At 55.3% G+C, this 25,465-nt stretch carries 28 protein-coding genes and 3 tRNA genes; 17 read left to right on the forward strand and 14 right to left on the reverse strand.

Translation table 11 applies throughout. The features are described from left to right. Positions 1-19 precede the first annotated feature (19 nt). From tpiA to dxs, 4 genes are read right to left on the reverse strand one after another with little or no spacing between them, the layout of a single operon-like run. Positions 20-775, reverse strand: a complete 756-nt coding sequence (gene tpiA, locus ABV300_RS06210; RefSeq protein WP_353715369.1) for a triose-phosphate isomerase — start codon at positions 773-775, stop codon at positions 20-22. A 4-nt stretch (positions 776-779) separates the two neighbouring features. Then, positions 780-2,009: a 2,3-bisphosphoglycerate-independent phosphoglycerate mutase gene (locus ABV300_RS06215; RefSeq protein ID WP_353714028.1), complete on the reverse strand. Its 1,230-nt coding sequence runs from the start codon at positions 2,007-2,009 to the stop codon at positions 780-782. Then, positions 2,006-3,193 carry a phosphoglycerate kinase gene (locus ABV300_RS06220; RefSeq protein WP_353714029.1) on the reverse strand — a complete coding sequence of 396 codons (1,188 nt, stop codon included), beginning with the start codon at positions 3,191-3,193 and terminating at the stop codon, positions 2,006-2,008. The genes ABV300_RS06215 and ABV300_RS06220 overlap by 4 nt, the downstream gene beginning before the upstream one ends. Before the next feature lie 59 nt (positions 3,194-3,252). Beyond that, on the reverse strand, positions 3,253-5,163 hold the full coding sequence (dxs, locus tag ABV300_RS06225) for a 1-deoxy-D-xylulose-5-phosphate synthase (RefSeq protein WP_353714030.1): 1,911 nt from the start codon (positions 5,161-5,163) through the stop codon (positions 3,253-3,255). Positions 5,164-5,281: 118 nt separating this feature from the next. On the opposite strand from dxs, the gene ABV300_RS06230 reads away from it, so the two are divergent. After that, positions 5,282-5,833 carry a small multi-drug export protein gene (locus ABV300_RS06230; RefSeq protein ID WP_353714031.1) on the forward strand — a complete coding sequence of 184 codons (552 nt, stop codon included), beginning with the start codon at positions 5,282-5,284 and terminating at the stop codon, positions 5,831-5,833. A 33-nt stretch (positions 5,834-5,866) separates the two neighbouring features. Then, a tRNA-Arg gene (locus ABV300_RS06235) sits at positions 5,867-5,940 on the forward strand. A 279-nt stretch (positions 5,941-6,219) separates the two neighbouring features. Here the strand turns inward: ABV300_RS06235 and rplT are convergent. Genes rplT through infC form a run of 3 tightly spaced genes read right to left on the reverse strand, consistent with a single transcriptional unit; the run spans position 6,220 to position 7,381 of the window. Further along, complete coding sequence (rplT, locus tag ABV300_RS06240; protein ID WP_353714032.1) at positions 6,220-6,567, reverse strand: 50S ribosomal protein L20; 348 nt, start codon at positions 6,565-6,567, stop codon at positions 6,220-6,222. 24 nt (positions 6,568-6,591) lie between these two features. Beyond that, the gene (gene rpmI, locus ABV300_RS06245) at positions 6,592-6,795 is read right to left on the reverse strand and encodes a 50S ribosomal protein L35 (protein ID WP_353714033.1); all 204 of its coding nucleotides are present in this window, start codon (positions 6,793-6,795) and stop codon (positions 6,592-6,594) included. Beyond that, on the reverse strand, positions 6,773-7,381 hold the full coding sequence (infC, locus tag ABV300_RS06250; RefSeq protein ID WP_353715370.1) for a translation initiation factor IF-3: 609 nt from the start codon (positions 7,379-7,381) through the stop codon (positions 6,773-6,775). The genes rpmI and infC overlap by 23 nt, the downstream gene beginning before the upstream one ends. Positions 7,382-7,489: 108 nt before the next feature. Here infC and ABV300_RS06255 point away from each other — a divergent pair. From ABV300_RS06255 to ABV300_RS06315, 13 genes are all read left to right on the forward strand, one after another. After that, a tRNA-Ser gene (locus ABV300_RS06255) sits at positions 7,490-7,579 on the forward strand. Between the two features lie 232 nt (positions 7,580-7,811). Beyond that, entirely contained in the window at positions 7,812-8,186 is a 375-nt protein-coding gene (locus ABV300_RS06260; protein WP_353714034.1) for an NADH-quinone oxidoreductase subunit A, read from the forward strand. Then, positions 8,177-8,788 (forward strand): NADH-quinone oxidoreductase subunit B family protein, encoded by a 612-nt coding sequence (locus ABV300_RS06265; protein ID WP_353714035.1) that lies wholly within the window; start codon positions 8,177-8,179, stop codon positions 8,786-8,788. Before ABV300_RS06260 ends, ABV300_RS06265 begins: the two co-directional genes overlap by 10 nt. Then, a complete protein-coding gene (locus ABV300_RS06270) occupies positions 8,788-9,237 on the forward strand; it encodes an NADH-quinone oxidoreductase subunit C (RefSeq protein WP_353714036.1) in 450 nt (149 codons plus the stop codon). Before ABV300_RS06265 ends, ABV300_RS06270 begins: the two co-directional genes overlap by 1 nt. Then, entirely contained in the window at positions 9,227-10,330 is a 1,104-nt protein-coding gene (locus ABV300_RS06275) for an NADH-quinone oxidoreductase subunit D (protein ID WP_353714037.1), read from the forward strand. The genes ABV300_RS06270 and ABV300_RS06275 overlap by 11 nt, the downstream gene beginning before the upstream one ends. After that, positions 10,327-11,382: an NADH-quinone oxidoreductase subunit NuoH gene (gene nuoH / locus ABV300_RS06280; protein ID WP_353715371.1), complete on the forward strand. Its 1,056-nt coding sequence runs from the start codon at positions 10,327-10,329 to the stop codon at positions 11,380-11,382. Before ABV300_RS06275 ends, nuoH begins: the two co-directional genes overlap by 4 nt. Then, complete coding sequence (locus ABV300_RS06285) at positions 11,369-11,947, forward strand: NADH-quinone oxidoreductase subunit I (protein ID WP_353714038.1); 579 nt, start codon at positions 11,369-11,371, stop codon at positions 11,945-11,947. Before nuoH ends, ABV300_RS06285 begins: the two co-directional genes overlap by 14 nt. Then, positions 11,947-12,429, forward strand: a complete 483-nt coding sequence (locus tag ABV300_RS06290; RefSeq protein ID WP_353714039.1) for an NADH-quinone oxidoreductase subunit J — start codon at positions 11,947-11,949, stop codon at positions 12,427-12,429. The genes ABV300_RS06285 and ABV300_RS06290 overlap by 1 nt, the downstream gene beginning before the upstream one ends. Continuing rightward, positions 12,429-12,740 carry an NADH-quinone oxidoreductase subunit NuoK gene (gene nuoK, locus ABV300_RS06295; protein ID WP_353714040.1) on the forward strand — a complete coding sequence of 104 codons (312 nt, stop codon included), beginning with the start codon at positions 12,429-12,431 and terminating at the stop codon, positions 12,738-12,740. Before ABV300_RS06290 ends, nuoK begins: the two co-directional genes overlap by 1 nt. A gap of 16 nt (positions 12,741-12,756) precedes the next feature. Continuing rightward, positions 12,757-14,721, forward strand: a complete 1,965-nt coding sequence (gene nuoL, locus ABV300_RS06300) for an NADH-quinone oxidoreductase subunit L (protein WP_353714041.1) — start codon at positions 12,757-12,759, stop codon at positions 14,719-14,721. 12 nt (positions 14,722-14,733) lie between these two features. Beyond that, complete coding sequence (locus ABV300_RS06305; protein WP_353714042.1) at positions 14,734-16,224, forward strand: NADH-quinone oxidoreductase subunit M; 1,491 nt, start codon at positions 14,734-14,736, stop codon at positions 16,222-16,224. Continuing rightward, positions 16,225-17,685 (forward strand): NADH-quinone oxidoreductase subunit N, encoded by a 1,461-nt coding sequence (locus tag ABV300_RS06310; RefSeq protein ID WP_353714043.1) that lies wholly within the window; start codon positions 16,225-16,227, stop codon positions 17,683-17,685. After that, positions 17,686-18,480, forward strand: a complete 795-nt coding sequence (locus ABV300_RS06315; protein WP_353714044.1) for a TatD family hydrolase — start codon at positions 17,686-17,688, stop codon at positions 18,478-18,480. It abuts the gene before it with no gap. Here the strand turns inward: ABV300_RS06315 and nth are convergent. Next, positions 18,477-19,115 (reverse strand): endonuclease III, encoded by a 639-nt coding sequence (gene nth, locus ABV300_RS06320; RefSeq protein ID WP_353714045.1) that lies wholly within the window; start codon positions 19,113-19,115, stop codon positions 18,477-18,479. The genes ABV300_RS06315 and nth overlap by 4 nt on opposite strands. A 124-nt stretch (positions 19,116-19,239) precedes the next feature. Here nth and ABV300_RS06325 point away from each other — a divergent pair, with 124 nt between their 5' ends. Further along, positions 19,240-19,851, forward strand: coding sequence for a hypothetical protein (locus ABV300_RS06325; protein ID WP_353714046.1), 612 nt, complete (start codon positions 19,240-19,242; stop codon positions 19,849-19,851). Position 19,852: 1 nt separating this feature from the next. Here ABV300_RS06325 and ABV300_RS06330 read toward each other — a convergent pair. The 4 genes from ABV300_RS06330 to ABV300_RS06345 form a co-directional block, all read right to left on the reverse strand. Next, positions 19,853-19,928 (reverse strand) — tRNA-Lys (locus ABV300_RS06330). A gap of 68 nt (positions 19,929-19,996) precedes the next feature. Beyond that, entirely contained in the window at positions 19,997-20,650 is a 654-nt protein-coding gene (locus ABV300_RS06335; RefSeq protein WP_353714047.1) for a thymidylate synthase, read from the reverse strand. Positions 20,651-20,673: 23 nt separating this feature from the next. Continuing rightward, the gene (locus ABV300_RS06340; protein WP_353714048.1) at positions 20,674-21,378 is read right to left on the reverse strand and encodes a hypothetical protein; all 705 of its coding nucleotides are present in this window, start codon (positions 21,376-21,378) and stop codon (positions 20,674-20,676) included. 7 nt (positions 21,379-21,385) lie between these two features. Beyond that, positions 21,386-21,973 (reverse strand): hypothetical protein, encoded by a 588-nt coding sequence (locus ABV300_RS06345; protein ID WP_353714049.1) that lies wholly within the window; start codon positions 21,971-21,973, stop codon positions 21,386-21,388. A 178-nt stretch (positions 21,974-22,151) separates the two neighbouring features. Here ABV300_RS06345 and ABV300_RS06350 point away from each other — a divergent pair, with 178 nt between their 5' ends. Continuing rightward, positions 22,152-22,751 (forward strand): SagB/ThcOx family dehydrogenase, encoded by a 600-nt coding sequence (locus tag ABV300_RS06350; protein ID WP_353714050.1) that lies wholly within the window; start codon positions 22,152-22,154, stop codon positions 22,749-22,751. A 10-nt stretch (positions 22,752-22,761) separates the two neighbouring features. Here the strand turns inward: ABV300_RS06350 and cimA are convergent, their stop codons facing one another. Together cimA and leuB are read right to left on the reverse strand one after the other, a co-directional pair. Further along, complete coding sequence (gene cimA, locus ABV300_RS06355; protein ID WP_353714051.1) at positions 22,762-24,348, reverse strand: citramalate synthase; 1,587 nt, start codon at positions 24,346-24,348, stop codon at positions 22,762-22,764. Between the two features lie 3 nt (positions 24,349-24,351). Further along, positions 24,352-25,440, reverse strand: a complete 1,089-nt coding sequence (leuB, locus tag ABV300_RS06360) for a 3-isopropylmalate dehydrogenase (RefSeq protein WP_353714052.1) — start codon at positions 25,438-25,440, stop codon at positions 24,352-24,354. Positions 25,441-25,465: the final 25 nt, after the last annotated feature.

Raw genomic sequence — 25,465 nt, forward strand, 5'->3', positions numbered from 1 at the left:
CGTAAATACAACTTAACAGCTACTTTATTGCAGCTTGCCGGACGATTGACAAAAACAATCCGGGCTTGAGGCTGGCTCCGCCGACCAATGCCCCGTCGATATCCGGCTCAGCCAGCAATTCAAGAATATTCTCTGGGTTAACACTGCCCCCGTAGAGGATGGGAAGCTCGTTTGCCGCAGTTTCAGTGAATATCCCACCAATCTGATGCCGGATAAATGCCATCATTTTTTGAGCATACATTCCGGTCGCAGCTTTTCCGGTACCTATCGCCCACACCGGTTCATAGGCAACCATAAGGTTAGAGGAAGTTAACCCGCTCAAACCAACCCGGAGTTGTTCACTGATAACAGACTCTGAGGTGCCGGATTCATTTTGCTCAAGATTTTCACCGACACACATGATCGGCTTTAGTCCATGCCGGAGTGCCGCTTTCATTTTTCGATTTACGATCTCATTTGCTTCGTTAAAGTATGCTCTTCTCTCGGAATGGCCGACAATCACACACTGGCAAAGGTCACTCAGCATAGCCCCGGATACCTCCCCTGTGTAAGCCCCTTTATCCTCGTAAAACAAATTTTGGGCGCCTAACCTAATCGAGGTACCTTGGAGCAATTCTTTTATCTTTGCGAGCGAAATGAACGGCGGACAGATAATTTTCTCAACGGTGTCAATTTCGTCGAGTTCATAGCGTAGTCCATTCACTAACTCTACAGCTTCATCCAAAACTGTGTTCATCTTCCAGTTACCGACAATGACCCTAGTACGTTTCGACATTATTTCAAGCACCATATTTCCCAAGTTTTAAAGCATTGGCCATAACTAGCGGCATCAAATGGTATGCTGGCAATCTACCGAGACCGCCCTGACAGCAGGCAGTTTCATTAAACTCCCGAACCTTATCTGGTCGGCAGTAGCGGCCAGATACCATAACCGGTACCGGGTGCCAACTGTGGCTTCCCATCATTGCCGGCGTCGAGTGATCGCCCGTTACTAGAATAACATCGGGATTCAATTCGGTGAAGAACGGTAACCACCGATCAAACTCTTCGATGGCGCTAACTTTACGCTGAAAGTTGCCATCCTCCCCTGCTGCATCTGTAGCCTTTACATGGAAAAAGAAGAAGTCGAATTTGCGATAATTGGCTTTCAGTATCTCCAACTGTCCACTCAACGAGGTTCCGCACTTCAACACGGTCATACCCACGACTTTGGCTAATCCTCGATACATTGGATACCCGGCAATAGCACATGCGTTTAATTTGTAAACCTCTTTGAAACTCGAAAAGGACGGCTTTTTCGAGAAGCCCCGAAGTAACAAACCGTTGGCAGGATGATAATCGCTGATAATCTCTGCTGCGGTCTCAAGAAAACGGTTGACAATGGAAGCGGTTCGGTTTGCTGAAGACTGCGTTGGAAAAACTGGTAACGGACGAGAACCGGTACGCTGGGGATCGGAATCACTGAGGGCATCTGAAAGCCCTTCGCCACGAAAAACCGCAACTAACCTATGATCCTTAACCGGTTCTACCAGAACTTGAACACCATCAATCACGGTGTTATTCAACAGCGCGGCGATCTGCTGGCTTTTTTCCGTGCTGATTCTCCCGGCTCTCCGGTCAACGATGACACCATTATCATCTAGAGTGCATAAATTGCCTCGGGCGGCCACGTCACCTTCTTCAAGATCAAAATCGATACCCAAAGCTTCAAGAATACCGCGGCCGATTGTAAACTTTAACGGGTCATATCCGAATAGACCCAAATGCCCCGGTCCGCTTCCTGGGGTGATACCCGGCATAACTGGGTCAGATAATCCGCAAACACATTTGGCAGCAAGGGCATTAAGATTAGGCACCACGGCGCTTTCCAGTTCGGTACGTCCGGTTTCAGGACTTGGTAATCCCCCGAGACCGTCCAGTACGATCATAACAATTTTACTGGGAGTCTCGATCGACAATTCACGCATCAATGAAATCTGGTCAACCGAATTCATTATTTCAGCGCTCATGGCTTTCTCATCAATGCTTCGACCCCGGGCAGGCTTTCCCCGGACAGATATTGCATCGATGCTCCGCCCCCAGTAGAAACGAAGCTCATTTTATCGGCAAGTTTAAGTTCCGCCACGATTTCAGCGGTCGAACCACCACCGATAATAGTAGTTGCGTGTAAACGGCTGATAACATCTGCCATGCACTTGGTGCCCTCTGAGAATTGCGGCATTTCATATATTCCCATTGGACCGTTCCAAAAAACGGTTCGGCAGCGTTCAAGTTCCCGGGTGAATTGGTTTATTGTCAACAAGCCTATATCAACGATCCTTCCCAATGGAGGGATATTCTCAACCTGAACGCAAATCCCGCGGGCTTCAGGTGTTAGATCACCGGTCACAACCACATCTCTGGGTAATAGTAACCGAATATTATGCTGTGCAGCTTTAGCCATTATTTTCGCTGCCAGCTCAAGGCCCTTCTCGTCAACCATGGACTTCCCAACTATGTAATTATTTGCTTTGAGAAAAGTCGCCGCCATACCACCGCCGACAAGAATTACATCCACTTTATCCATGACGTTTTCAAGCAACTTCACCTTATCTGCTATCTTTGCGCCGCCGAACAGCACACAGAAAGGCCGCACCGGTTTTTCAAGAATATGACCTAAAGAGTTCAGCTCTTTCTCCAGAAGCAAGCCGGCGACTGATGGCAGGTGCCGTGTGATGCCCACGATTGAGGCATGCTTGCGATGAGCAGTGCCGAAGGCATCATCGACAAAGATGTCGGCAAAACGAGCAAGTCTCGCCGAAAATCCAGGATCGTTAGCTTCTTCTTCTGAGTGAAACCGCAGGTTTTCCAAGAGCAGGATATCTCCATCCGCCATACCGTTTACGGCACTCTCGACCTCTGGACCAATGCATTTATCAATGAATCCCACCGGGTGCCGCATCAATTCCGATAGACGTTCTCCCGTCACTTCAAGAGACATCGAGGGAATGGATTTGCCATCAGGACGCCCAAGATGGGATACAATGATTACCTTTGCGCCTCGCTCAACCAGATATTCCAGCGTTGGAATTGCGGCACGGATACGGCCATCGTCTGAAATGGTCCCGTCGAAGTTTAACGGCACATTGAAATCTACTCGAACGAGAACACGCTTACCTTTGACATCAACGTCACGCACCGTCATTCGATCCATGATGGCTCCTGATGCTTCGTTCGGGATAATCCAGATTATTTAATCTTGACGGTAAACACTTATACGCGGGAAGAAATCAAGTCGAGTTTCATCAGTCGGTTGGCTTCAATGAAACGCTGCACTTCTGTTTGAATCCCACTCGCATCCAGATGATAGAGGGAGCGCAATTCCGCCTGTGTTCCATGGCTGACAAACTCATCCGGAATGCCAAGACATTTAAGGTGAACCGATTTAACATCAGCTCGATGCAGCAAAGAGGCTATCTGGCTCCCAAGACCGCCTGAAAGAACATTCTCCTCAACCGAGATAATGTTTTTAGTCTCTCGGGCTACATCGAGTATTGCCTGTTCATCCAGGGGTTTTACAAACCTCATATTTATTACCGCAACCCGGTAGCCTTGTTCACCCAATCTTTCTGATGCTGTTAGCGCAGCGGAAACCGATGGCCCGGTAGCTAAAATCGCTGCATGGTCGCCGTTTCGGAGGATTTCGGCTGAACCAATTGGGATCTCTTTCAATTCGTGTTCGAGCTCGACCCCAATACCAGTACCTCTTGGATATCTCACCGCCATCGGGCTTCCGCGTAATGTCGCGGTGTAAAGAAGATGCTGAAGTTCATTTTCATCCTTTGGTGAAGCAACAATCATGTTGGGAATCAACGATAAATATGATAGGTCGAAAATCCCCTGATGTGTTTTCCCGTCTTCACCTACAATTCCGCCCCTATCCAGAGCGAAAACAACAGGCAACTTCGGCAGTGCTACGTCATGAATTATCTGATCGAATGCCCGCTGCAGGAATGTGGAATATATTGCCACAATGGGCGTTATTCCCTGTGCGGCTAACCCTGCCGCAAACGTCACAGCATGTTGTTCGCAAATGCCCACATCAAAAATACGATCTGGCATAACTGATTGCATATGGCCCAGACCATAGCCATCCGGCATTGCCGCGGTGATGACGGTTATCTTTGGATTATTTTTCGCTATAATTTCTACAGTTTCGGCAAACACCTGGCTGTAGGACGGCACTTTCTGCCCACTGCCGTTTTTCTTTGGACTTCCTTTTGGAGAGATCCCATGGAAATTTACTGCGTCGATTTCAGCTGGTGCGTATCCTTTCCCTTTGGTTGTCACCAAATGAATAAGCGCAGGCTTATGGGTGTAATTCTTTGCTTTTTCGAGCGTTTGTATGATTTCGTTGATATTGTGACCATCTATTGGACCGGAATACGCAAACCCAAATTCCTCCCACAGAGTGGTCGGCATAATTATTTTTTTTAAACTGCCTTTTATCTTCTGCCCGAAATTCCAGAAATGCTTCCCCATACTAAACCGGGATAAGAGCCGCTTACTCTTTTCGGATGCTTGGTAGTATCGTCGGTCAAACCGGACACGGGAGAACAATCGCGACATAGCGCCTACTGTCGGTGAAATTGACATGCCATTATCGTTCAAAATAACGATCAGTCGTTTGCCAAGATGGCCCGCATGGTTAAGGGCTTCGAGAGCCATTCCCCCGGTGATCGCGCCGTCTCCGATAACCGCAATCACATGGAAATTATCTTCGGCAATGTCCCGGGCAGAAGCCATTCCTATTGCTGCTGAAATTGAAGTGCTGGCATGCCCGGTAGTAAAAGCGTCATAAGGACTCTCATCACGACAGGTGAAACCGGACAGGCCCCCGTATTGCCGCAGTGTAGGAAATTGTTCACGCCGACCGGTAATGAGTTTATGGGCATATGATTGATGGCCTACGTCCCAAACGATTTTGTCTTTCGGGCAATCAAATACGCGGTGAAGGGCGATCGTCAACTCGACGACCCCAAGACTTGATGCCAGATGCCCGCCATTTGCGGTAACCCGACTAACCATCTCTTCGCGAATTTCAGCAGCAAGTTCGGATAGCGAAGAGCCATCGATTGATTTCAAATCGGAGGGTGAGTTGATACTATCTAGAATTTTGGGCATGAACCGCCTTTATCTTGAGGGTCAGGCTTGCTTTTAATACTAACAGCGGTTCGACTGCCCTGTCAAGCTAATTTGTTCGTATTGACGTTTAATGTAGAGCTCTGATACACTCGCCGCCATGAGTCTCGAGCAAACCTTGGCTGACTTTGGGCTGCCCCCGTCATTCATCGTTTTCCTCATCGCAACTCTACCGATCATTGAATTGCGCGGCGCGATCCCCATAGGAATCAACTATTTTAATCTTGAATGGTTTCCAACTTTAGCCCTTGCAGTCGCTGGAAATATGCTGCCTGTTCCCATAATTCTTGGGCTTCTTAAAAGAGCCGAAACAATTCTCTCGCAATACCCCGTTTTCAGACGCTTTTTCGCCTGGCTTTTTTGGCGCACCCGATCCCGCAGTGCTGCTATCCAAAAATATGGGATACTCGGGCTCGTCATTTTTATCGCGATACCGCTGCCAGTGACCGGCGCCTGGACCGGAGCTGTCGCCGCCGTCCTGATGGGATTCCCGTTTCGCCAGGCGTTATTGCACATTTTCTACGGCGTATTAGCTGCGGGTCTGATTGTAACCATGTTGTCCTTGATAGGTTGGGTTGGAGCGATTATTGCCGGAGCATCATTTCTAACGCTTTTGTTAGTAACCTCTTTTCGCTCAACACTCAAGCCTTGACCGTGTTTAAACCTAGTGTTAGTATAGCGGCGTGTCCCAGTAGCTCAGCTGGATAGAGCGGCTGCCTTCTAAGCAGCGGGCCGTGGGTTCGAATCCCGCCTGGGACGTTTTCAGGTCGCCTTAATAACAAGCCACACATTGTAATTGTGTGGCTTGTTTTACTGTCAACGAAGTTAACCAGAGGATCAACTCTCCAGAGCCTTCGAATTCTATTGTGAACCGCGGCGTTTAAATATGAAAAATAGAATTCCTATAATCACTAGAATGATGATGATTTCAACCGGCCCGATGCGCACTACTATTACCTCGCTGACTTAATGATTTTTTAATTATATAACAAACACCCTCTACCGTATAGCAGAGGGTGTCTTTTAATAGCCGAATTTCTAACCCTGTGAATTTTTCGCCAATGTTGAAAATGCTTCAGGATTGTTCACAGCCAGGTCAGCTAAGGCCTTTCTATTAAGAGCGATGCCGGATTTCTGCAATCCCTCAATAAACCTGCCATATGTTAGGCCGTTAATACGTGCGGCGGCGTTGATGCGCGCAATCCACAGCTTTCGGAAATCGCCTTTCCTGTCGCGGCGGTGAGCGAAAGCATAGGCTAGCGCGTGCGTCGCACTCTCATGAGCCCGTTTCCAAATATGATTACGCTGGCCCCGATGACCTTTGGTTAATGCCAGGATATTCTTATGTCTTTTGTGGGTTGAGACTCCACCTTTAATTCTAGCCATCTGATGTTATCCTTTGATATTTTTTTACGATGACCCGTAGGGGATCAAACGCCCCAGACGTTGAACATCGACTTTGGCAACCGGAATCATTTCGTCGAATTGACGTCGAGCTCTCTTTGACTTGTTGCGGCGCAGATGACTTTTTAAGCCCTTCATCCGCATCATTTTTCCGGTGCCAGTGATCTTAAACCGGTTTTGTGCGCCTTTATGCGTTTTTAGTTTCGGCATCTTCTAATGAACCTTCTTTATTTTTGTTACCTTTATTGGTCGCTTTTGGCAGCAACATCAGGTGGATTCGCGATCCCAGGAGTGTCGGTTGTCCTTCAACAGTTGAAATGTCGGTTAAATCTTCAGCAGCGCGTTTCAGGATTTTAATACCCAGTTCTGAGTGCGTGATTTCACGTCCCCGAAACATAATGGTTAGTTTTACTTTATCGCCGTCCTCGAGTTGTTTCCTAACACTTCGAACTTTTGCTTCGTAATCATGCTCCCCAATTTTGGGTCGTATCCTGACTTCTTTTAATAGTGAAAGCTTCTGACCCTTTTTGGCTTCACGTTCTTTTTTTGTCTGTTCATAACGGTATTTGCCATAATCCATCAACCGGCAAACGGGAGGTATTGATGTAGGCGCAACTTCCACGAGATCAATATTCGCCCTGCGCGCCAGATCTTTTGCCTGGGCGACTGTCATCACCCCGAGTTGTTCTCCACTCTCCCCGACCACCCTGACTTCTCTTCCAAGTATCTTTTCGTTGATTCGAAGTTCCTTAATTATATGCCGGCTACCTCCCGTAAGAATAAAGCAGAGGTAAATATATCACAGGATCAGTGTTTCATTCAAGTTGTATCAAATTAGGAAAAACCAGGAATACGAATCCACCTTGTTTCACTTTACTACTTCTTTGCGCTAAAATACCCACTCGGAGAGGTGTCCGAGTGGCTTATGGTGTCGCTCTCGAAAAGCGATCTCCGTTCATCCGGAGCGTGGGTTCGAATCCCACCCTCTCCGCCAGAAAAACTAGTTACTTTTTCTTAGTTAACGCTCTGGCTTAACTACTGGTTCGTTAGTACACTCTTGCCTCCAAGGCCATGAATCGTTATCCTATAGCGGAAGGAGTCCGTTACCCCTCAGGTTTTCAAAGATTGTAAGTTAACATACTGGACAATTGTTTCCAAACTTCGAGTTAATGTATAATGTATTAATACTTTCGTCCTAGTACCGGTATCCCGGAGGCTGACAATCTATGCTCGCTCAATTCGGCTACATCGGGCTCTTTCTCATCATCGGCTGCGCCTTCATCATGGTCACTCTTGGCATTCCGGCGGTGCTTTCTCGGCTGACGTGGATCGTCCCCAGGAAACCCACAAAGGTCAAGTTGGAGACCTACGAATGCGGCATGCAGACCACCGGCCGAAGTTGGGTGCAGTTCAACTTCCGCTACTATATCTACGCCCTGATGCTCATTGTTATGGACGTCCTGGCCGTTTTTCTATACCCTTGGGCAGCGAGCTTGGGCGACCTGGGGGCGACTGGCTTTTTCGTCATCGCTTTCTTCCTGGTCATTGTCACTGTCGGCTATCTCTACGCTTGGAAAAAGCGAGCTCTGGAATGGCAATAGAAAATCCGGGCCAGCCGGTCTACTCCGACATCGAGCTTGACGCCCGCGAGGGCGCCATCGTCGAGAGTTTCTTCGCCGAGCACCAGACCGCCATCCCCGATCCGGCCGACTGGATTGGAGCGCCGCCGCTCCCAGACAACATCCTGTTAACCACCGTCGACAAGGTCATCAACTGGTCTCGCCATTACTCGCTGTGGCCGGTGACTTTTGGCCTGGCTTGCTGCGCTATTGAGATGATGTGCACCGCCGCCTCACGCTTCGACATCGCCCGCTTCGGCATGGAAGTCTTCCGGGCCTCACCGCGCCAGGCTGACCTGATGATCATCGCCGGTACGCTGACCTGGAAGATGGCACCGTGGCTGAAGCGCATCTATGACCAGATGCCGGAACCGAAGTGGGTGCTGGCCATGGGAGCCTGCGGCACCTCTGGCGGCATCTTCAAAGGTTCCTATTCCGTGGTGCCCGGGTTCAACAAGGTAGTGCCCATCGACGTCTACGTTCCGGGCTGCCCGCCACGGCCTGAGGCATTGCTCCAAGCCATCATGGAGATCCATAACAAGATCGAGAAGATGAGCCCCACCAGAAAGGCGTCCGGCGTTTGATGAAAGACCTTGGCTTCATCGAGATCGCCATCCGCATCCGTGAGCGATTCGGCGACGGTATTGCGGCGGCTGATGATAAACGGCTCATCATCGAGCCGCCTCGCCTTGCTGAGATTGCCGCATTTCTGCGCGACGACCCGGAACTGAACTTGGATTATCTAAGTTCTGTTACCGCCATCGACCACAAGACCGATTTCACCCTGATCTACCGCCTTTATTCGTTAAGTCAGAACCATCGGCTTACCATGAGGGTGCCGGTAGCCGACAGGGTCAGTCCTGCAGTGCCATCGGTCACCCCGATCTGGCGCGGCGCCGACCTCCAGGAGCGGGAGGTCTTCGATTTATTCGGCATCGAATTTTCCGGCCACCCCAACCTCAAGCGGCTGTTTCTTTGGGAAGGATTCCCAGGTTACCCGCTGCGAAAGGACTGGGTCAGCCGTGGTCCTTAAGACAGAACATTATGTCATCAACGTCGGGCCGCAGCACCCGTCCACCCACGGCGTCTTCCGGCTGCGCTTGACCCTCGACGGCGAGGTCATCGTCGATGTCGAGCCCATCTTCGGCTACCTCCACCGCGGCATGGAGAAGATCGCCGAGGGACGCAACTACACCAAGAACATCCCGCTGACCGACCGGCTGGACTACCTGTCCTCAATGATCAACAACCAGGCCTATTGCATGGCCGTCGAGAATCTCCTCAACATCACCGTGCCGGAGCGGGCGCAGTATATCCGGGTCATCATGGCCGAACTGCAGCGCATGGCCTCCCATCTGGCCGGCATCGGCTTCTTCATGAACGACATCGGGGCCTTCTCGACGCCGCTGCTCTACATGTTCCGAGAGCGCGAGAAGATCGTCGAGCTTTTCGACATGACCTGCGGCCAGCGGCTGAACTACAACTACATGCGCTTCGGCGGCGTCTCCATGGACCTGCCTGATGAATTCCTGCCGGCCTTGAACAAGCTCCTCGCCGGTATGCCCGGCTTCATCGAGGAGTACGACAAGCTTATCTCCACCAACGAGATCGTCCTGGTGCGGGCTAAGGGCGTCGGCATCCTGCCCAAGGAACTGGCTATCAACGCCTCGGCGGCCGGGCCGGTGCTCCGGGGCTCAGACGTCAAGTGGGACCTGCGCAAGAACCAGCCATATTCCATCTACGACCGTTTCGAGTTCGATATCCCCACCGGCGAGATCGGTGACACATACGACCGTTACGCGGTTCGCCTTGAGGAGATACGCCAGAGTACTCGCATCCTGAAGCAGGCGGTCAAGCAACTGCCTGCTGGCGAGACCATGGCCAAGGTGTCGAAACTCATCCGGCCGCCAGCCGGCGAGACCTACGCCGCCGTCGAGGGGCCCAAGGGTGAACTCGGCTTCTTCGTCGTTGCCGACGGCACGGAGAACCCCTACCGCTGGCATGTCCGGGCGCCCAGCCTGATCAACCTGACAGTGCTCAAAGAGATGCTGCTCGGCTGGAAAGTGGCCGACCTGATGGCCATCTTCGGTTCCATCGACATCGTCATGGGTGAGGTGGACCGCTGATGGACTGGCTGCACTTCGGTGTCTTCACCCTCATCATCTTCGTCTTCGTCATCACCGGCGTCCTCTTCTTCATCTGGTACGAGAGGCGCGGCCTGGGGCGCCTCCAGCTCCGCCCCGGCCCCAACCGCGCCGGGCCGTTCGGCTTGCTGCAGCCGCTGGCCGACGCCGTCAAGGTTCTCCTCAAGGAGGACATCGTGCCGGCACTGGCCGACAAGCCGGTGCACTTCCTGGCACCAATGGTGGCTTTCGTGCCGGCGCTGGCCGTCTTCGCCGTCGTCCCCTTCGGCGACGGCGCCATGCTGGCTGACCTCAATATCGGTATCCTCTACATCATGGCCGTGAGTTCGGTAGTGGTCATCGGCATCTTCATGGCCGGCTGGTCGTCATCCAACAAATACTCGCTCCTGGGGGCCATGCGCACCATCGCCCAAGAGGTCAGCTACGAGATCCCACTGGTGCTGTCCATCCTTGGCGCCGTCATGCTGGCCGGCTCGCTATCGCTTAATGACATCGTCAAGGCGCAGAATGTGCCCTTCGCGCTGCTGCAGCCGCTGGGCTTTCTCATCTACATGACCGCGGCCATGGCCGAGATCAACCGCACCCCATTTGATCTATTGGAAGCCGATTCTGAGATTATCGCCGGCTTTCAAACGGAATATTCAGGCATGAAGTTCGGCCTGTTCTACCTGACCGAGTACGCCGAGACGCTATCGGTCTCGGTCATCGCCAGCACCCTGTTCCTGGGCGGCTGGGCCGGGCCGGTGCTCCCCGGCATCCTGTGGCTGGTCATCAAGGTGGTCGCCGTCTTTTCCTTCATCATGTGGGTGCGCGCCACCTTCCCGCGCTTGCGGATCGACCAGGTGATGGCCTTCTGCTGGAAGTTCTTGCTGCCGCTGGCCATCCTGAACCTGCTCCTGACCGCCGGGCTGGTGCTTACCGGCCTCAACGACCAGCTATGGCTGGCTGTTCCGCTGAACCTCGGTCTGGCGGCGGTGCTGGTCGTGCTGGCCAGCCGCCAATTCCGCACCGGAGGCGGCCATGCCGTCACTTAAGAATTTCGGTGAGGGATTGCTGCGCGGCCTCAAGGTGACGCTGAACCACGCCGGCCGTAAATGGATCACCGTGCAATACCCAGAGCAGAAGCTCAACATGTCGAGGCGGGTGCGCGGCACCGACATCATCTGGGACCGCGAGTCCTGCATCTCCTGCCGCGCCTGCGAGCGCGCCTGCCCGGTGCAATGCATTTCCATGGCGGTGTCCCGCGGCGAGGACAAGAAGCTCAAGACCGACGATATCACCATCGATTTCGGCCTGTGCATCTTCTGCGGCCTGTGCATCGAGGCCTGCCCCACCGGTATCTCGATCTACCTGGGAAATACTTACGCCAACACTAACTACCGCTGCAGCACCTTTGCCGGCGCCAAGACCGGAGCCACTCCCTCCGACGGCCGCTGCCGCGAAATAGTGCGGGCCAATGACGAACTGCTGGTCGATGATGCGGCGCGGCCCCGCTCCGGATACTACCGCCCGGAGATCGCCGCCGCTCTGCCGCCGCAGACGCTGCTCGTCAACCAAACGACCTACATTGAAGACCTGCGGAAGCGAGGCCAGAAATAATGGCCGTCGCATTTTTCGTGCTCTCTGCCGGTATCATCATCTCCGCACTGGCGGTGGTGCTGCTTAAGAACATCTTTCGCGCCTCCCTGATGCTGGTGCTGTGCTTCTTCCTGGTGGCAGGGTTGTTTGCCAGCCTTTCGGCGGATTTCCTGGCCGCCATCCAGGTACTCATCTACGTCGGCGCCATCTCGGTGCTGATAATCCTGGCCATCATGCTGACCCGGGAAATCACCCTGGGCAGCCTGACCAACAAGCAGGCCATGCCGGCGCTCCTGGGAAGCGGCTTTGTCGCCGCGGCTTTCATCTTTTCGACGCTGGCCACCGACTGGAACGTCTCTACCGCCGAGCCCGCCGAGCCGACGACGCCCATCCTGGCCAACCTGCTGTTCACCCCGGAGAACTTCATGCTGCCGCTGGAGATGGCCGCCGTGCTGATGCTGACCGCCATCATCGGCGCCATCATCCTGGTGAGGGACAAGTGATGGAAGTCGGCCTGAACCACTACCTCACACTCTCAGCGGTGCTCTTCGGCATCGGCCTGTGGGGCGCCTTGTCGAAAAAGAGCGCCGTAGTGATCCTGATGTGCATCGAACTGATGCTCAATGCCGCGGCCATCGCCATGGTCGCCTTTTCCCGTTTCGTCGTGCCGGAACTCCTGACCGGGCATGTGTTCGCCATTTTCATCATCGTCGTCGCCGCCGCCGAGGCGACGGTGGCCCTGGCCATCATCATGTCCATCTACCGCTCCCGCGATACTATCGACGCCACCAAGATCGACCTCATGAAATGGTAACGATGGAGCGAACGATTTGATCACGCAACCTTTCGTCTGGGCGATCTTTCTATTGCCATTACTGGCTTTCGCCCTGATCTCGCTTTTCGTCAAGCCGGTCTTGAAGCCCAAGGCCGAGGTCTCCGGCTACATCGGCATCGGCGCCATCGGCCTTGCCCTGGCCCTGTCGCTATGGGCCCTTTTCGGCGTCCTGGGCGCTGAGGAGCACGAAATATTCATCGCCCCGCTGGACTGGCTGTCGGTCGGCAGCCTCAATATCGAGCTTGGGATTATCCTCGACGGGCTGACGGCGGTGATGCTGGTGGTCATCTGCGCGGTAGCTCTCATGGTCAACCTCTATTCCCTGGGCTATATGCACGGCGATCCCGGATTCGAGCGCTATTACGCCGTGCTTTCGTTGTTCTCCGCCTCGATGATCGGCCTGGTGCTTTCGGGCAACCTGTTCATCACCTTCGCCTTCTGGGAACTGGTCGGCCTGTGCTCCTACCTGCTCATCGGCTTCTGGTTCCAGCGCCCGGCAGCGGCCACCGCCGCCAAGAAGGCCTTCATCATCACCCGCGTTGGCGATTTCGGCTTCCTGGCGGCGATCCTCGTTCTCTTCGCCACGACGGGCACATTGAATATCCATGAGCTCAACGAACTGGCAGTCATCGGCGTTCTGGCTGGTGGCGTGCTGACCTGGGCGGCGCTGGGCATCTTCCTGGGGGCGGTGGGCAAAAGCGCCCAGTTCCCGCTGCATGTCTGGCTGCCGGATGCCATGGAAGGCCCGACGCCGGTTTCGGCCCTTATCCACGCCGCGACCATGGTGGCCGCCGGCGTCTTCCTGGTGGCCCGTACCTTCCCCCTGTTCGAGCACTCGACGACGGCGCTAACGACGGTGGCCGTCATCGGCGGCGTCACCGCCGTCTTCGCCGCCTCTATGGGCCTAGTGATGCACGATATGAAGCGGGTTCTCGCTTATTCGACTGTCTCGCAACTCGGCTACATGATGCTTGGCCTGGGTACCGGCGGCGTGGCCGTGGCCATGTTCCACCTGGTCAACCACGCCTTCTTCAAAAGTCTGCTCTTCCTGGGCTCCGGTTCGGTCAACCACGCCACCGGCACCTTCGACATGCGCCAGATGGGCGGGCTGAAACACCATATGCCCAAAACCTATTGGACGATGCTCATCGCCTCTGTATCCATGGCCGGCATCTGGCCGCTGTCCGGCTTCTTCAGCAAGGACGAGATCATCGCCGGGTCGTCGTCCCAGCCTTTGCTCATGGCGTTGGCGCTGGCGACGGTCTTTATCACCGCCTTCTATATGTTCCGGCTGATGTTCCTGGGTTTCCACGGGCATTACCGCGGCCACGGCCACCCCCACGAGTCGCCCGGGGTGATGACTGCGCCGCTGCTGCTGTTGGCCGTTCCGGCCGCCTGCTCCGGCTTTCTGAACCTCACCGGCGGCTTCGGCGGCCTGCTGGGTCACGGCGAGGAGATGAGCGTCATCGAAGGCCTATTCGGCGCATTCACCCATCCAGTGACATGGCTGTCGCTGGGTCTTGCCGCCGGCGGCATTTTCCTTGCCTGGGCTATCTACATCAAGGGCTGGCTTTCGGCTGAATCGATCAGCCGCCGTTTCGGCGCCTTCTACGAACTGGTCAAGCGGAAGTACTTCTTCGATGAACTCTACGAGAAGGTCATCGGCGAGATACTGTTATTGCGCGGCGTATTCTCCGGTCTGCAGTTCTTTGATTCCCGACTGCTGGACAACGGTCTGAACACCGTCATCGTCGAGAACGCCGTCACCAGGAAACTCTTCGGCAAGTTCAAGTACTTCGATGAGAAGGCGGTTGACGGCTCCGTTGACGCCGTGGCCGAAAACACCATCGCCGCCGGTTCCTTGCTGCGGCGGGCTCAGACCGGCCAGCTTCAGAACTACGGCCTGTTCATCGCCTTCGGCATCCTGGCCGTGGCGGTGGTCGTCTTCCTGGCCGGTTAAGAGGAGGTAGATTTGGAGATACCCTATTTAACACTGACCATCGCCGTACCCATCGCGGTAGCGCTGCTTATCGCTTTCTGGCCAAAACTGCCGGCGGCGGCTATCAGGGGATTGGCGCTCCTGGCGACCGTCGTGCCGTTCATCCTCTCGGTGATCGTTTTCGTCGGCTTCGACCGCGCCGCCGGCGGCGCCATGCAATACGCTGAGAAAGTCTCCTGGATACCCCTCATCAATGCCAACTACGCCCTGGGCGTCGACGGCCTGTCGCTGCCGTTCCTGCTGCTGACCACCTTCATCGGTTTTCTCGTCATCCTCATCTCCTGGAAGATCGACCTCCGGGTCCGGGAGTATTTTGCCTGGGTGCTGCTGCTCCAGGCCTCCATCACCGGCGTCTTTTTGGCCACCGATTTCCTGCTCTTCTTCATCTTCTGGGAGCTGGAACTCATTCCCATGTATTTCCTCATCTCAATCTGGGGCGCCGGCCGCCGCGAATATTCGGCTCTGAAGTACGTGCTCTACACCTTGCTTGGCGGCGCCTTCATCCTGGCCGGCATCCTCATACTGTTCTTCGCCACCGGCTCGCTGGACATGGTCAATCTCATCAACACCGACCTGACTGAGGTCTTGAAGACCGGTTCGCTGGCCTTGACCTTCGTCTTCTTCTTCCTGGGCTTCGCCATCAAGCTTCCGGTTTTCCCTTTCCACACCTGGCTGCCGGACGCCCATACCGACGCCCCCACCGCCGTGTCGGTCATCCTGGCCGGCACCCTGCTTAAGATGGGCGGCTACGCCATGATCCGCATTAACACGGCCATGTTCCCCGACGAGGCTTTAAAGTTCGCCCCGATCATCCTGGTGTTGGCGGTGATCAATGTTGTCTACGGCGGCGCCATAACCCTGAAGCAGACCGACATCAAGCGCCTCATCGCCTACTCCTCCATCAGCCACATGGGCTTCGTCCTCCTGGGTATCTTCGCTCTTGGTCAGGTGTCGCTGGTCGGCGCATCGCTCCAGATGGTGTCCCACGGCGTCATCACCGGCCTGCTCTTTGCCATCGTCGGCGTGGTGATGCACAACACCCATGAACGGGCCATTCCGAAGCTGGGCGGCCTGGCGCAGCAGATGCCGCGCACCGCCGTCATCTTCATCCTGGGGGGCCTGGGCGCCATGGCCGTGCCGGCAACAAGCGGCTTCATCGCCGAGGTCATGGTCTTCCTGGGCGCCTATTCCAGCGGCGTCGTCGAGGACATCCAGGTCTTTACAATCATCTGCCTTTTGGGCATCCTCCTGGCCGCGGCCTACATCCTGTGGACGGTGCAGCGCGTCTTCTTCGGCCAGCCGCTGTGGCGATTCGAAGGAGTCCATGACGCCGACCGGGTGGAGCAAACCTTTTCCGTAATCTTCATCGCCGCCATGTTCGTCATTGGCCTTTACCCCCGCATCGTCACCGACGTTCTCGATAGCGGCCTGAAGCCCATCGCCGCCCTGTTCGGAGGAACATAGTTGGACTACAGCCTCCTGCTGCCGGAACTCATCGTCCTGGGCACTGCCCTGGCCGTCATCCTGGTCGACCTGTTCATCACCCAGAAGAGGGTCTTGGTCGGCCTGGCTTTGGCTGGCCTTGCCGCCGCCATCGGGATGGCGATTATCCAGTGGCCCGATGCACCACAGAGCCTCTTCGGCGGCATGGTGGCCCACGATCCCTTTGCTTCGTTCTTCAAGGTCTTCTTCCCGTTGATGGCCGGCTTGGTCATCCTGGCCTCGGTAGACTACGTCGATAAGTTCCGCAAATACCACGGCGAGTACCACGCCCTGGTGCTGCTGGCCGCCCTGGGCATGATGCTCATCGCCCAGGCGTCAAATCTGATCACCCTCTACCTGTCGCTGGAGATCACGGCGGTCGCCTTCTATGTCCTGGTGGGCATCCAGAAAGACAAGAAGTCCACCGAATCGGCGCTCAAATACGTGTTGCTGTCCGGCGTGGCCTCGGCGGTGCTGGTCTACGGCATGGCCCTAGTCTTCGGCTTCACCGGGTCCACCGGGCTTTCGGATATTGCCGAGGCCATTCAGTCGATGCCGCCGGCCGAGATCCTCGACAGTCCCGGCTTGCTCATGGGCCTGGTGCTGGTCATCGCCGGGCTGGGATTTAAGATTGCCGCCGTGCCCTTCCAGTTCTGGGTGCCTGACGTTTACGAGGGAGCGCCGACGCCCATCACCATGTACCTCTCGGTAGCTTCCAAGGCGGCCGGTTTCGCCCTCATCCTGAGGGTCCTGAGTTCCGCCTTCGTTGAGCCCGGGGCACTTGCCCAGCAGTGGGCGCCGGTCATCGCCATGGTTTCCGCCATCGGCATGACGCTGGGCAATCTGATGGCCATCCCCCAGCAGAACATCAAGCGCCTGCTGGGCTTCTCAACTATTGCTCACGCTGGCTACATTCTGGTCGGCTTGGCCGCCCTGGGCAACGCGCCGGAGCTTTCGACACTGGCGGTCAGCTCGGTCCTCTTCTACCTCATCGCCTTCGCCGTCTCCGACCTGGCGGCTTTCATCGCCGTCATCGCCATCTCCCGGCGGCTGGGTTCGGACAACTTCGCCGACTACGCCGGACTAGCCCGCACCTCGCCGGTCATGGCCGGGGCTCTGACCTTGGCGCTTTTGTCCCTCATCGGCTTCCCGCCGACGGCCGGATTCCTGGCCAAGTTCTACATCTTCAACGCTGGCGTCCAGGCCGACTTGCTGTGGCTGGTGGTGCTGGCCGCCATCAACACTGTCATCTCCGCCTACTACTACTTCGGCGTCATCAAGACGCTGTGGCTGCGCGAGCCGGCTGAGCGTATCGACGTTCCGTCCTCCGGCGCTCTGAAGACTGCCCTGGCGCTGTCGCTCGTCGGCATCCTGCTTTTCGGCATCGTCCCTGCAGCGGCGCTGGAACTGTCCGAGGCCGCGGCGGCGATGTTCGGCCCCTAAATGTCCCTCGACCTGATCGACAGCCACGCGCACCTCGACCTGCCGGACTTTGCCCCGGATTTCGATGATGTACTGAAACGAGCGGCTAATGCCGGTGTAAACACCCTTATCACCATCGGCATCGACATCCCTTCGAACAAGAAAGCCGTTGAACTCGCCGCGGTCTATGACCACGTTTATGCCACCGTCGGCATCCACCCCTGTGACTCGGCTTCTGCCACCGCAGAAGCGCTGTCAGAATTGGCTGATCTAGCGATCAGCCCAAAAGTCGTCGCCATCGGCGAGACCGGTCTGGATTTCTACCACAAGCCATACTCCGAAGCTAACCAGCTTAACACTTTAGTCTACCAGCTCGACCTGGCTGTCCAGACCGGGAAGCCTATCGTCATTCACAGCCGGCAGGCTGACGCAACCATCGCTCCTCTGCTGGTCGACTGGGCCAATGGGCATCCTTCCCACCCTAAGGGCGTTATCCACTGCTTCGGCGGGAATATCGAAATGGCGGATAGATATATCAAAGCCGGTTTCTATATTTCCCTCGGCGGTTATGTAACCTACCCTTCCTCGCGCAAGACCTATGACGTCTACCGTTACATCCCCGGGGAGCGTCTGTTACTGGAAACCGACTGCCCGTTCTTACCGCCGCAGGGGAAGCGCGGCGAACGCAATGAGCCATCGTACCTAGTTCAGACGGCACAAGCATTGGCCGACATTAGAGAGATACCCGTTGAGGAACTAGCCCGGGCGACGGCGAGAAACGTCCGCAGACTATTTGGCTTACCCGAAATCGGCTAGACTTTGAACGCCGACGGGCAGATATCGTTTAAAAAGCATTCGGTGCAGTCGGGCTTGCGCGCCGTGCAGACAGCCCGACCATGATCCTGCAATAGGTGGGCAAAACGGCCCCATTCATCCTTCGGGAGGATATTCATCAGGTCTTTTTCGATCTTGACCGGATCTTCCTCCCGGGTATAACCGAGACGTTTGGACAGACGCGCGACGTGTGTATCGACGGCGATGCCTTCTATCTTACCGAAAGCGTTCCACAGGACGATATTCGCAGTTTTCCGCGCCGCGCCTGGAATTTGGACTAACTCCTCCAGTGATTGCGGCACATTTCCGCCAAATCTCTCAACTAGAATTTTCCCCATGCCGATCAAGCTCTTGGCTTTCTGGTGGTAGAACCCAGATTTCTTGATTAGCATTTCGAGTTCAGCAACGTCAGCTCCGGCGTAATCCTGAGCCGTTTTGCAACGAGCGAAGAGGGCTGGGGTAAGTGAGTTGATGGCCACGTCGGTCGTTTGTGCCGAAAGGATGACTGCTGTCAGCAACTCAAGGGGGTTGCCGAAATTTAAAGCGATGTGGGATTCGGGGTAAGCCTGCTTCAGGCGTTTCATGGCCTCGGTAATGTCGGCTGGGTTGTCGGTCATAGTATTAGTGTAAACGCCAGATGGGTGTTTTTACAAGATATTTCTTAAAACCCCTTGACGCTTATCACTACGCCGGGTCTATACTTAATCACATAAGTCCTTTGAGAAGCCCCGGAGGTCTGAAATGGCCCGCAGCACCAAGCCCACTAGCGCGGCATTGGCAGAAAAAGCCCGCCGCGACCCCGCCATCATCCCATCACTGCTCGACGCGTTGAACGGCGCCGGTCCCGCCCGTTTCAAAGCCGCCAAAGACCTCAGCCTCATCTCCGCGGCCGAGCCGGGGCTCCTATACCCGCATTTCGATGACTTCACCGCGCTGCTCAATAGCGCTTCGAGCGTACTGCTGTGGAATGGTCTGATCATCGTCGGCCGCCTGGCCGCTGCCGACCCCTGGAGGAGGTTCGACGTTGTTATCGACGAGTATTTTTCTCACTTGTGGGACGGTAAACTGGTGACCTCGGCCAATGTCATCGCCAGGTCAGGCGCTATTGCCGCTGTACGACCGGACCTTTACGACCGGATCATCTTTGAAATCCTGAGGGTGGATAGCGTTCCGCTGCCCACCAAAGAGTGCCGCGAGGTCATTCGGGGCCGGGCGCTGGAGGCACTTCAAGACTGTCGGGATGCGGTTGCTGGAGATGAACGGGTGGCCTATTTCATACGCCGTTGCGCTGAAAGCCCGCGTCCGTCAACGCGCCGAAAAGCCGAAGATTTGATTCAGAAGTTGGGCGTTTGAGTGGTGAGCCGCACAGGCTTCGAACCTGTAACCTGCTGATTAAGAGTCAGCTGCTCTGCCAATTGAGCTAGCGGCCCATCGAGACAACCTGTTAATAGTAACAAAAGCCGCCGCCTGCGGCAACTTTTTTGGGGAATCAGGGTAATCATATTCCGTCCAGACCACAAGCCGTTCGAGCGATATCCCAAGCGTAATCGTATAAGTGCATTCCCTTACTGACAGCAAAAATTTCGCCGTCCCCCACGCCGATCTCGCACGCCATGTACTCCTTGAGAAGCTGCATTGCCGCCAGGTTAGACGGAAAACCCGCCCACAAATCCCATGATCGAAAATAAACAATGAAATGCAGCTTACCATAGCGGATACGGGTGTCGATGCCGCGAAGGCATGGTGGATCGGTGAGAAAGATGGCTTCGGGATTCCCCACCGTCATATATGCCTGGTTAGTGTTGAAGCCATCCTCTTTATACATACGGATGACTTCGGCGATCTGACCTTCCAGATACTGGCCATAGGTATACTGTTCACCTTCAGCGCGTTGCGCCGTCATCAAATATGGCAGATAATGATCCAGGTACTCCATAGTCGAAGGCGGCGGGACCCCCGGCGGCACGTCGGGAATAAGGGGCCGGTTTCCTGGGTTAAGGATCTGGACCGTGATCATATCCAGTTCGCGGCGCTTTTGCCCGGCGTAGGAGCCGCGCTCTATGATGTATTCGTAACCATTAGCAATTACCTCACGCAGGCACTGAAACCAGGCTTCCGACAAGTCTCGAGCGATAACAGTTGATGGTCTCATCGTCGGTCCCTTTCTTTTATGGCTTAACGCCTGCGGCGGAACAGATCAAGGAAGCGATCCTGGTATTCGTCGAAAATCCCCCAGCGTTCGAGTTCAGTTTTGAGCAGACCTGGATCGAGCTCACCACGGGAGGCGTCCCAGAACATCTGCTCAATACGCATCCTCGCCTCGATAGGCAAGCCGCTGTTATCTACACCAAACAAGCCATGCTGTTGGAGTTCAGTCACATTTTGGCTGACAGAATGTTCGGTGAGTTCGTAAATAAACTTGAAAAGCGACACGTCCCACATCTCACCCACACCACGGATTATAGTGGCACCCTTCTCTCCGCGCTCGTTGATATCGTCATTAATACGGTTTGCGACCGCCGGCAGGCTACCAGTTAAAATGCTGGTGTCCTTGGGCTCATTCTTGTAGGTATAAAGCAACCCTGGGGCATGGGGGCCGTGACGCCGCATTATCATCTCAAAATACCGGCGGGCGTCGTCGCCGAATCCTTCCAGCTTGTGCATATAGACGGGCGTGACCAGCCGGGGGCGTTCAGCGATCACCCGCCCTTCGCGCAGCACCGTCTCCGGCCTCGCCTGCTGTTCGAGTTCAGTGTAAACAGGTTCGGTCAATAAGTAGTAATGAATGTTAGTTTGGCCGAAGGTCGCCAGCAATTGTTGCGGAGGCCGTATGACCTGGGTATGTAAAGCGGCAAGTTTAATACGTTCTTGGTCATTCATTAATATACTATTCTATCTGGGCAAGATGCTTCTTTATCTCGTCGATGGACTTCACATACTGCATGTCTGATTGAGTCTGAACGCGACGCCATTCCTCCTGAAACTGAGGGTATTGCTCCACGTTGATCTGGCCGGGAAGTTCTTTTCCCTGGGCCCGCAACGCCTGTCGTAGGCTTTGCTCAAACTTGGTTTTGAGTCCTATTTTGGCCTGATTGCGCTGGCCTTCACCTATTTGAGAATAGTGATCGAAAATCCGCTGCAACTGGCCAAGAGCCTCCGCTACCGATTCTTTGTCTTCCTTGATGGTTATGACAGCCTCCATAATCTTAGCGTTCCGCTTTTCAATAGTCTCGTTTCGCGGCAAGTCGATATTAGCCAACAATGTCTGGGTCAAACCTTTTTTTACAAAAGGCAACTGCTTTTCGTCGAAGGATATTAATTCCTCTTCAAAATCGGCTCTTTCGAAGAGAAACCTCTGGCCGATCCTTTCACCGGCAGGCACAAACTTCCATCGCAGCCGATCATCGTCGGTAATCTCCCCAATGTCTTTGAGACGCTCAGCAGCGATTTCCTTGGCGGAGCGGATTTCACCCATATAATAACTCCTGCTTAAATTACTACTCGAATTATACAAAATCAGCGATGCTGCTTAAAGAGAATTCGGTGCGTATTTCCCCAGCCGGTAGAATAGGTTGTTATTACTGGGCTATAATCTGTTCATGGCCGCAATTTCTTTCAATTCGAAATATGACGAACAGTATGAGTTGATCCGTTTGCCTCCCCCAAAGACCAGCGGGGCACTAAGCGTCGAGGCAGCCATCGCCGGGCGACGGTCGGTTCGATCTTTCACCGCGCAACCGCTGGCGCTGGAAGAACTATCACAACTTTTGTGGTCCATCCAGGGAATCACCGGCAACCGGTCGTTCAGGACCACCCCTAGCGCCGGCGCTGTCTTCCCACTGAAAATCGTGGCGGCTGTCGGCGGCATGGGCTCGACGGTCTTACCTCCGGGACTTTACTCCTATTTGCCTCAGGAACACGCCCTGCTGCCTCGCCGAATCGGTGACTGTCGGCCTGCTCTGACTGGCGCTGCCCTCGGTCAGGAATCGATCAACACTGCACCGCTGTCGCTGATCATCGCCGCGGACTACGAGATTACCAGGACCCGTTACCGCAACCGGACCGAGCGTTATATTCATATGGAAGCCGGTCATGCGGCTCAGAACCTCTACCTGCAGGCGGCTGCACTGAGATTAGCTACGGTCGCAATCGGTGCGTTTGACGATACCAGCGTCAGGGAAGTTGCCGCGCTGCCGGCAAACTTCCATCCCCTCTATATCATGCCGGTTGGCCATCCTCCAAATATACCGTAACTGGAAGCGGTTACTTACGGTTGAGCAGAAAATACTCCAGGCTGTCGACCAGCGCCAGCCAGGATGCCTCAATAAGGTTGGCCGATGCCCCGACGGTATGCCATTCCTCGGCGCCGTCGGAGGATTCGATTAGGACACGCACCAGCGACTCTGTACCTGTGCTTTCTTCAAGAACGCGGACCTTGAAATCTGTCAGTTTCACCGCATCCAGCGCGGGGTAGTATGGCAGCAGGGCTTTGCGCAGGGCGAGATCCAAGGCATTTACCGGGCCGTTGCCTTCAGCGGCAGTATGCATTACCTCGCCGTTGACCCGCACTTTAACGATAGCCTCGCTCATCATCTCTTCTTCTTCACAGGCGATGGTCGGGAGGCGGCGGCGTTTCTCGATGACGACCATGAAATCGATTAATTCAAAAGGAGGCCGGTAACCCGGACCGGCGCGGTGTACCAGCAGGTCGAATGAGGCCTCAGCGTTCTCATACTGGAAGCCCATATTCTCCAATTGTTTAACCCGCTCCAGCAGGCTTTGGGCTTCAGCACTTTTAGGAGACAGCGCCACACCGATTTCCTGAGCCCGCTGGATGATATTAGCCCTGCCGGCCAACTCTGAGACCAGCGTCCGCGGCTTATTGCCGACAGCCGCCGGGTCAATATGCTGATAGGCAAACACCCAGCGCGACAGGCCGGAAACATGCAGCCCGGCTTTGTGGCTGAAGGCGGAATGGCCAACATAAGGCAGAAATGGATCGGGCGCCAGATTGGCCGCCTCGGAGACGAAGTGGGACAGGTCAGCCATGCGGGATAGCCTCTCGTCATCGATGACATCCAGGCCTATCTTGAGCTTGAGGGCAGGAATGATGGAGCACAGGTTGGCGTTCCCACACCTTTCGCCGTAGCCGTTCACCGTGCCCTGTACCTGGGTAGCCCCGGCGCGAACGGCGGCCAGGGTGTTGGCTACCGCCAGTTCGGCGTCGTTGTGGGCATGGATGCCTACCGGCACCCCTGCAACGGCGACGACGGCGCGGACGGCTTCACCGATTTCTTCAGGAAGGCTGCCGCCGTTAGTATCGCACAGCACCAGACAGTCGGCTCCTGCCCTTTCGGCCGCCGACAGCACCTTCAGCGAATAGTCTTTATCAGCTTTGAATCCATCGAAAAAATGCTCGGCATCCAGGAATACGGCACGACCTTTGGACTTTAGATAGCGGATAGAGTCAGCCACCATGGCGATGTTCTCCTCAAGGCTAGTGGCTAAAACCTTCTCCACCTGCGGCGCCGAACTCTTTCCTACCAAGGTGACTACCGGCGCGCCGGATTCCAGTAGTGCCCTGATGTTAACGTCGTTTTCAACGGCTACTCCGGCCTTGCGGGTGCTGCCGAAAGCCACCAGGCGGGCGTTTTTGAAGTGGTTCAACGCCGCTCGCTGGAAGAATTCGTTGTCCTTAGGGTTGGCGCCGGGCCAGCCGCCTTCGATGTAGTCAACGCCGAATTCATCCAGCTTCTGCGCGATGTGCAACTTGTCCAGCACCGAGAAGGAGATGCCCTCCCGCTGGGCGCCGTCACGAAGAGTTGTATCGTAGATCTCTATTCTGGTCATTGGTTAGATTCTCGCGGCGATCAAATCCCCCATCTGGCGGGTGCCTACGCGGGTGCTCTCCGGGGCCATTATATCATCGGTGCGGAAGCCATGCTTGAGCACGCTCCCGGCCGCTTGTTCGACAGCGGCGGCCTCGGAATCCAGGGCCAGCGAATGGCGCAGCATCATGGCTACGGAGAGAATGGTGGCAATGGGATTAGCGATGTCTTTACCGGCGATGGTCGGCGCGCTGCCGTGGATAGGCTCGTAAAGGCCGAATGTTCGCTTGCCAGCCACCGGTATGCCGGAGAGCGAAGCCGAGGGCAGCATGCCCATGGAGCCAGCCAGCTGCGCAGCCTCGTCGGACAGGATGTCACCAAAAAGGTTCTCGGTGACTATGACATCGAACGCAGCAGGCGTCCGGATAAGCTGCATAGCGCAGGCGTCAACCAGGACGTGGGACAGGGCAACATCAGGGTAGTCACGGGACACCTCAATTGCTACTTGCCGCCACAGGCGGGATGATTTCAGAACATTGGCTTTGTCCACCGACACCAGCCGTTTCTTACGCGCCCGAGCCAATTCGAAACCGACACGGATAATGCGTTCGATTTCCTGCTCCGAGTAGGTCATAGAGTCAGTGGCTTTACGCCCCGCGGCCGTCACCCATTCCTTCTTGGGTTTGGCAAAATAGACGCCGCCGGTGAGCTCCCGGACGAATACGAAGTCGGTACCCTGCAAAACCTCCGGCTTGAGGGTGGAAGCATTGACCAGCTCATCAAAAACCTTGACCGGCCGGAGGTTGGCGAACAATCCCAATCCTTTGCGCAGGGCGAGCAAACCGTCCTCAGGGTGCACCGGCAATTTCGGGTCATCGTAGCGAGGGTCGCCGACGGCAGCCAGCATCACCGCATCGCTCCTCTTGCACATTGCCAGGGTCTCTTCGGGCAGCGCCGACTCGGTCTTGTCAATGGCCACGGCGCCGATTAGTTCATACTCCAGCTTGAAGGTGTGGCCGAATTTCCTGCCGACAGCCTGGAGAATCTTGACACCTTCAGCCATGACATCCGGCCCGATGCCGTCTCCGGGCAGTATGGTGATGCGATATTTCAAATTGGCTGCTCCTGTCGCTTGTTAG

Source organism: Dehalogenimonas sp. 4OHTPN, from assembly GCF_040448695.1.
Taxonomy (GTDB): domain Bacteria; phylum Chloroflexota; class Dehalococcoidia; order Dehalococcoidales; family Dehalococcoidaceae; genus Dehalogenimonas.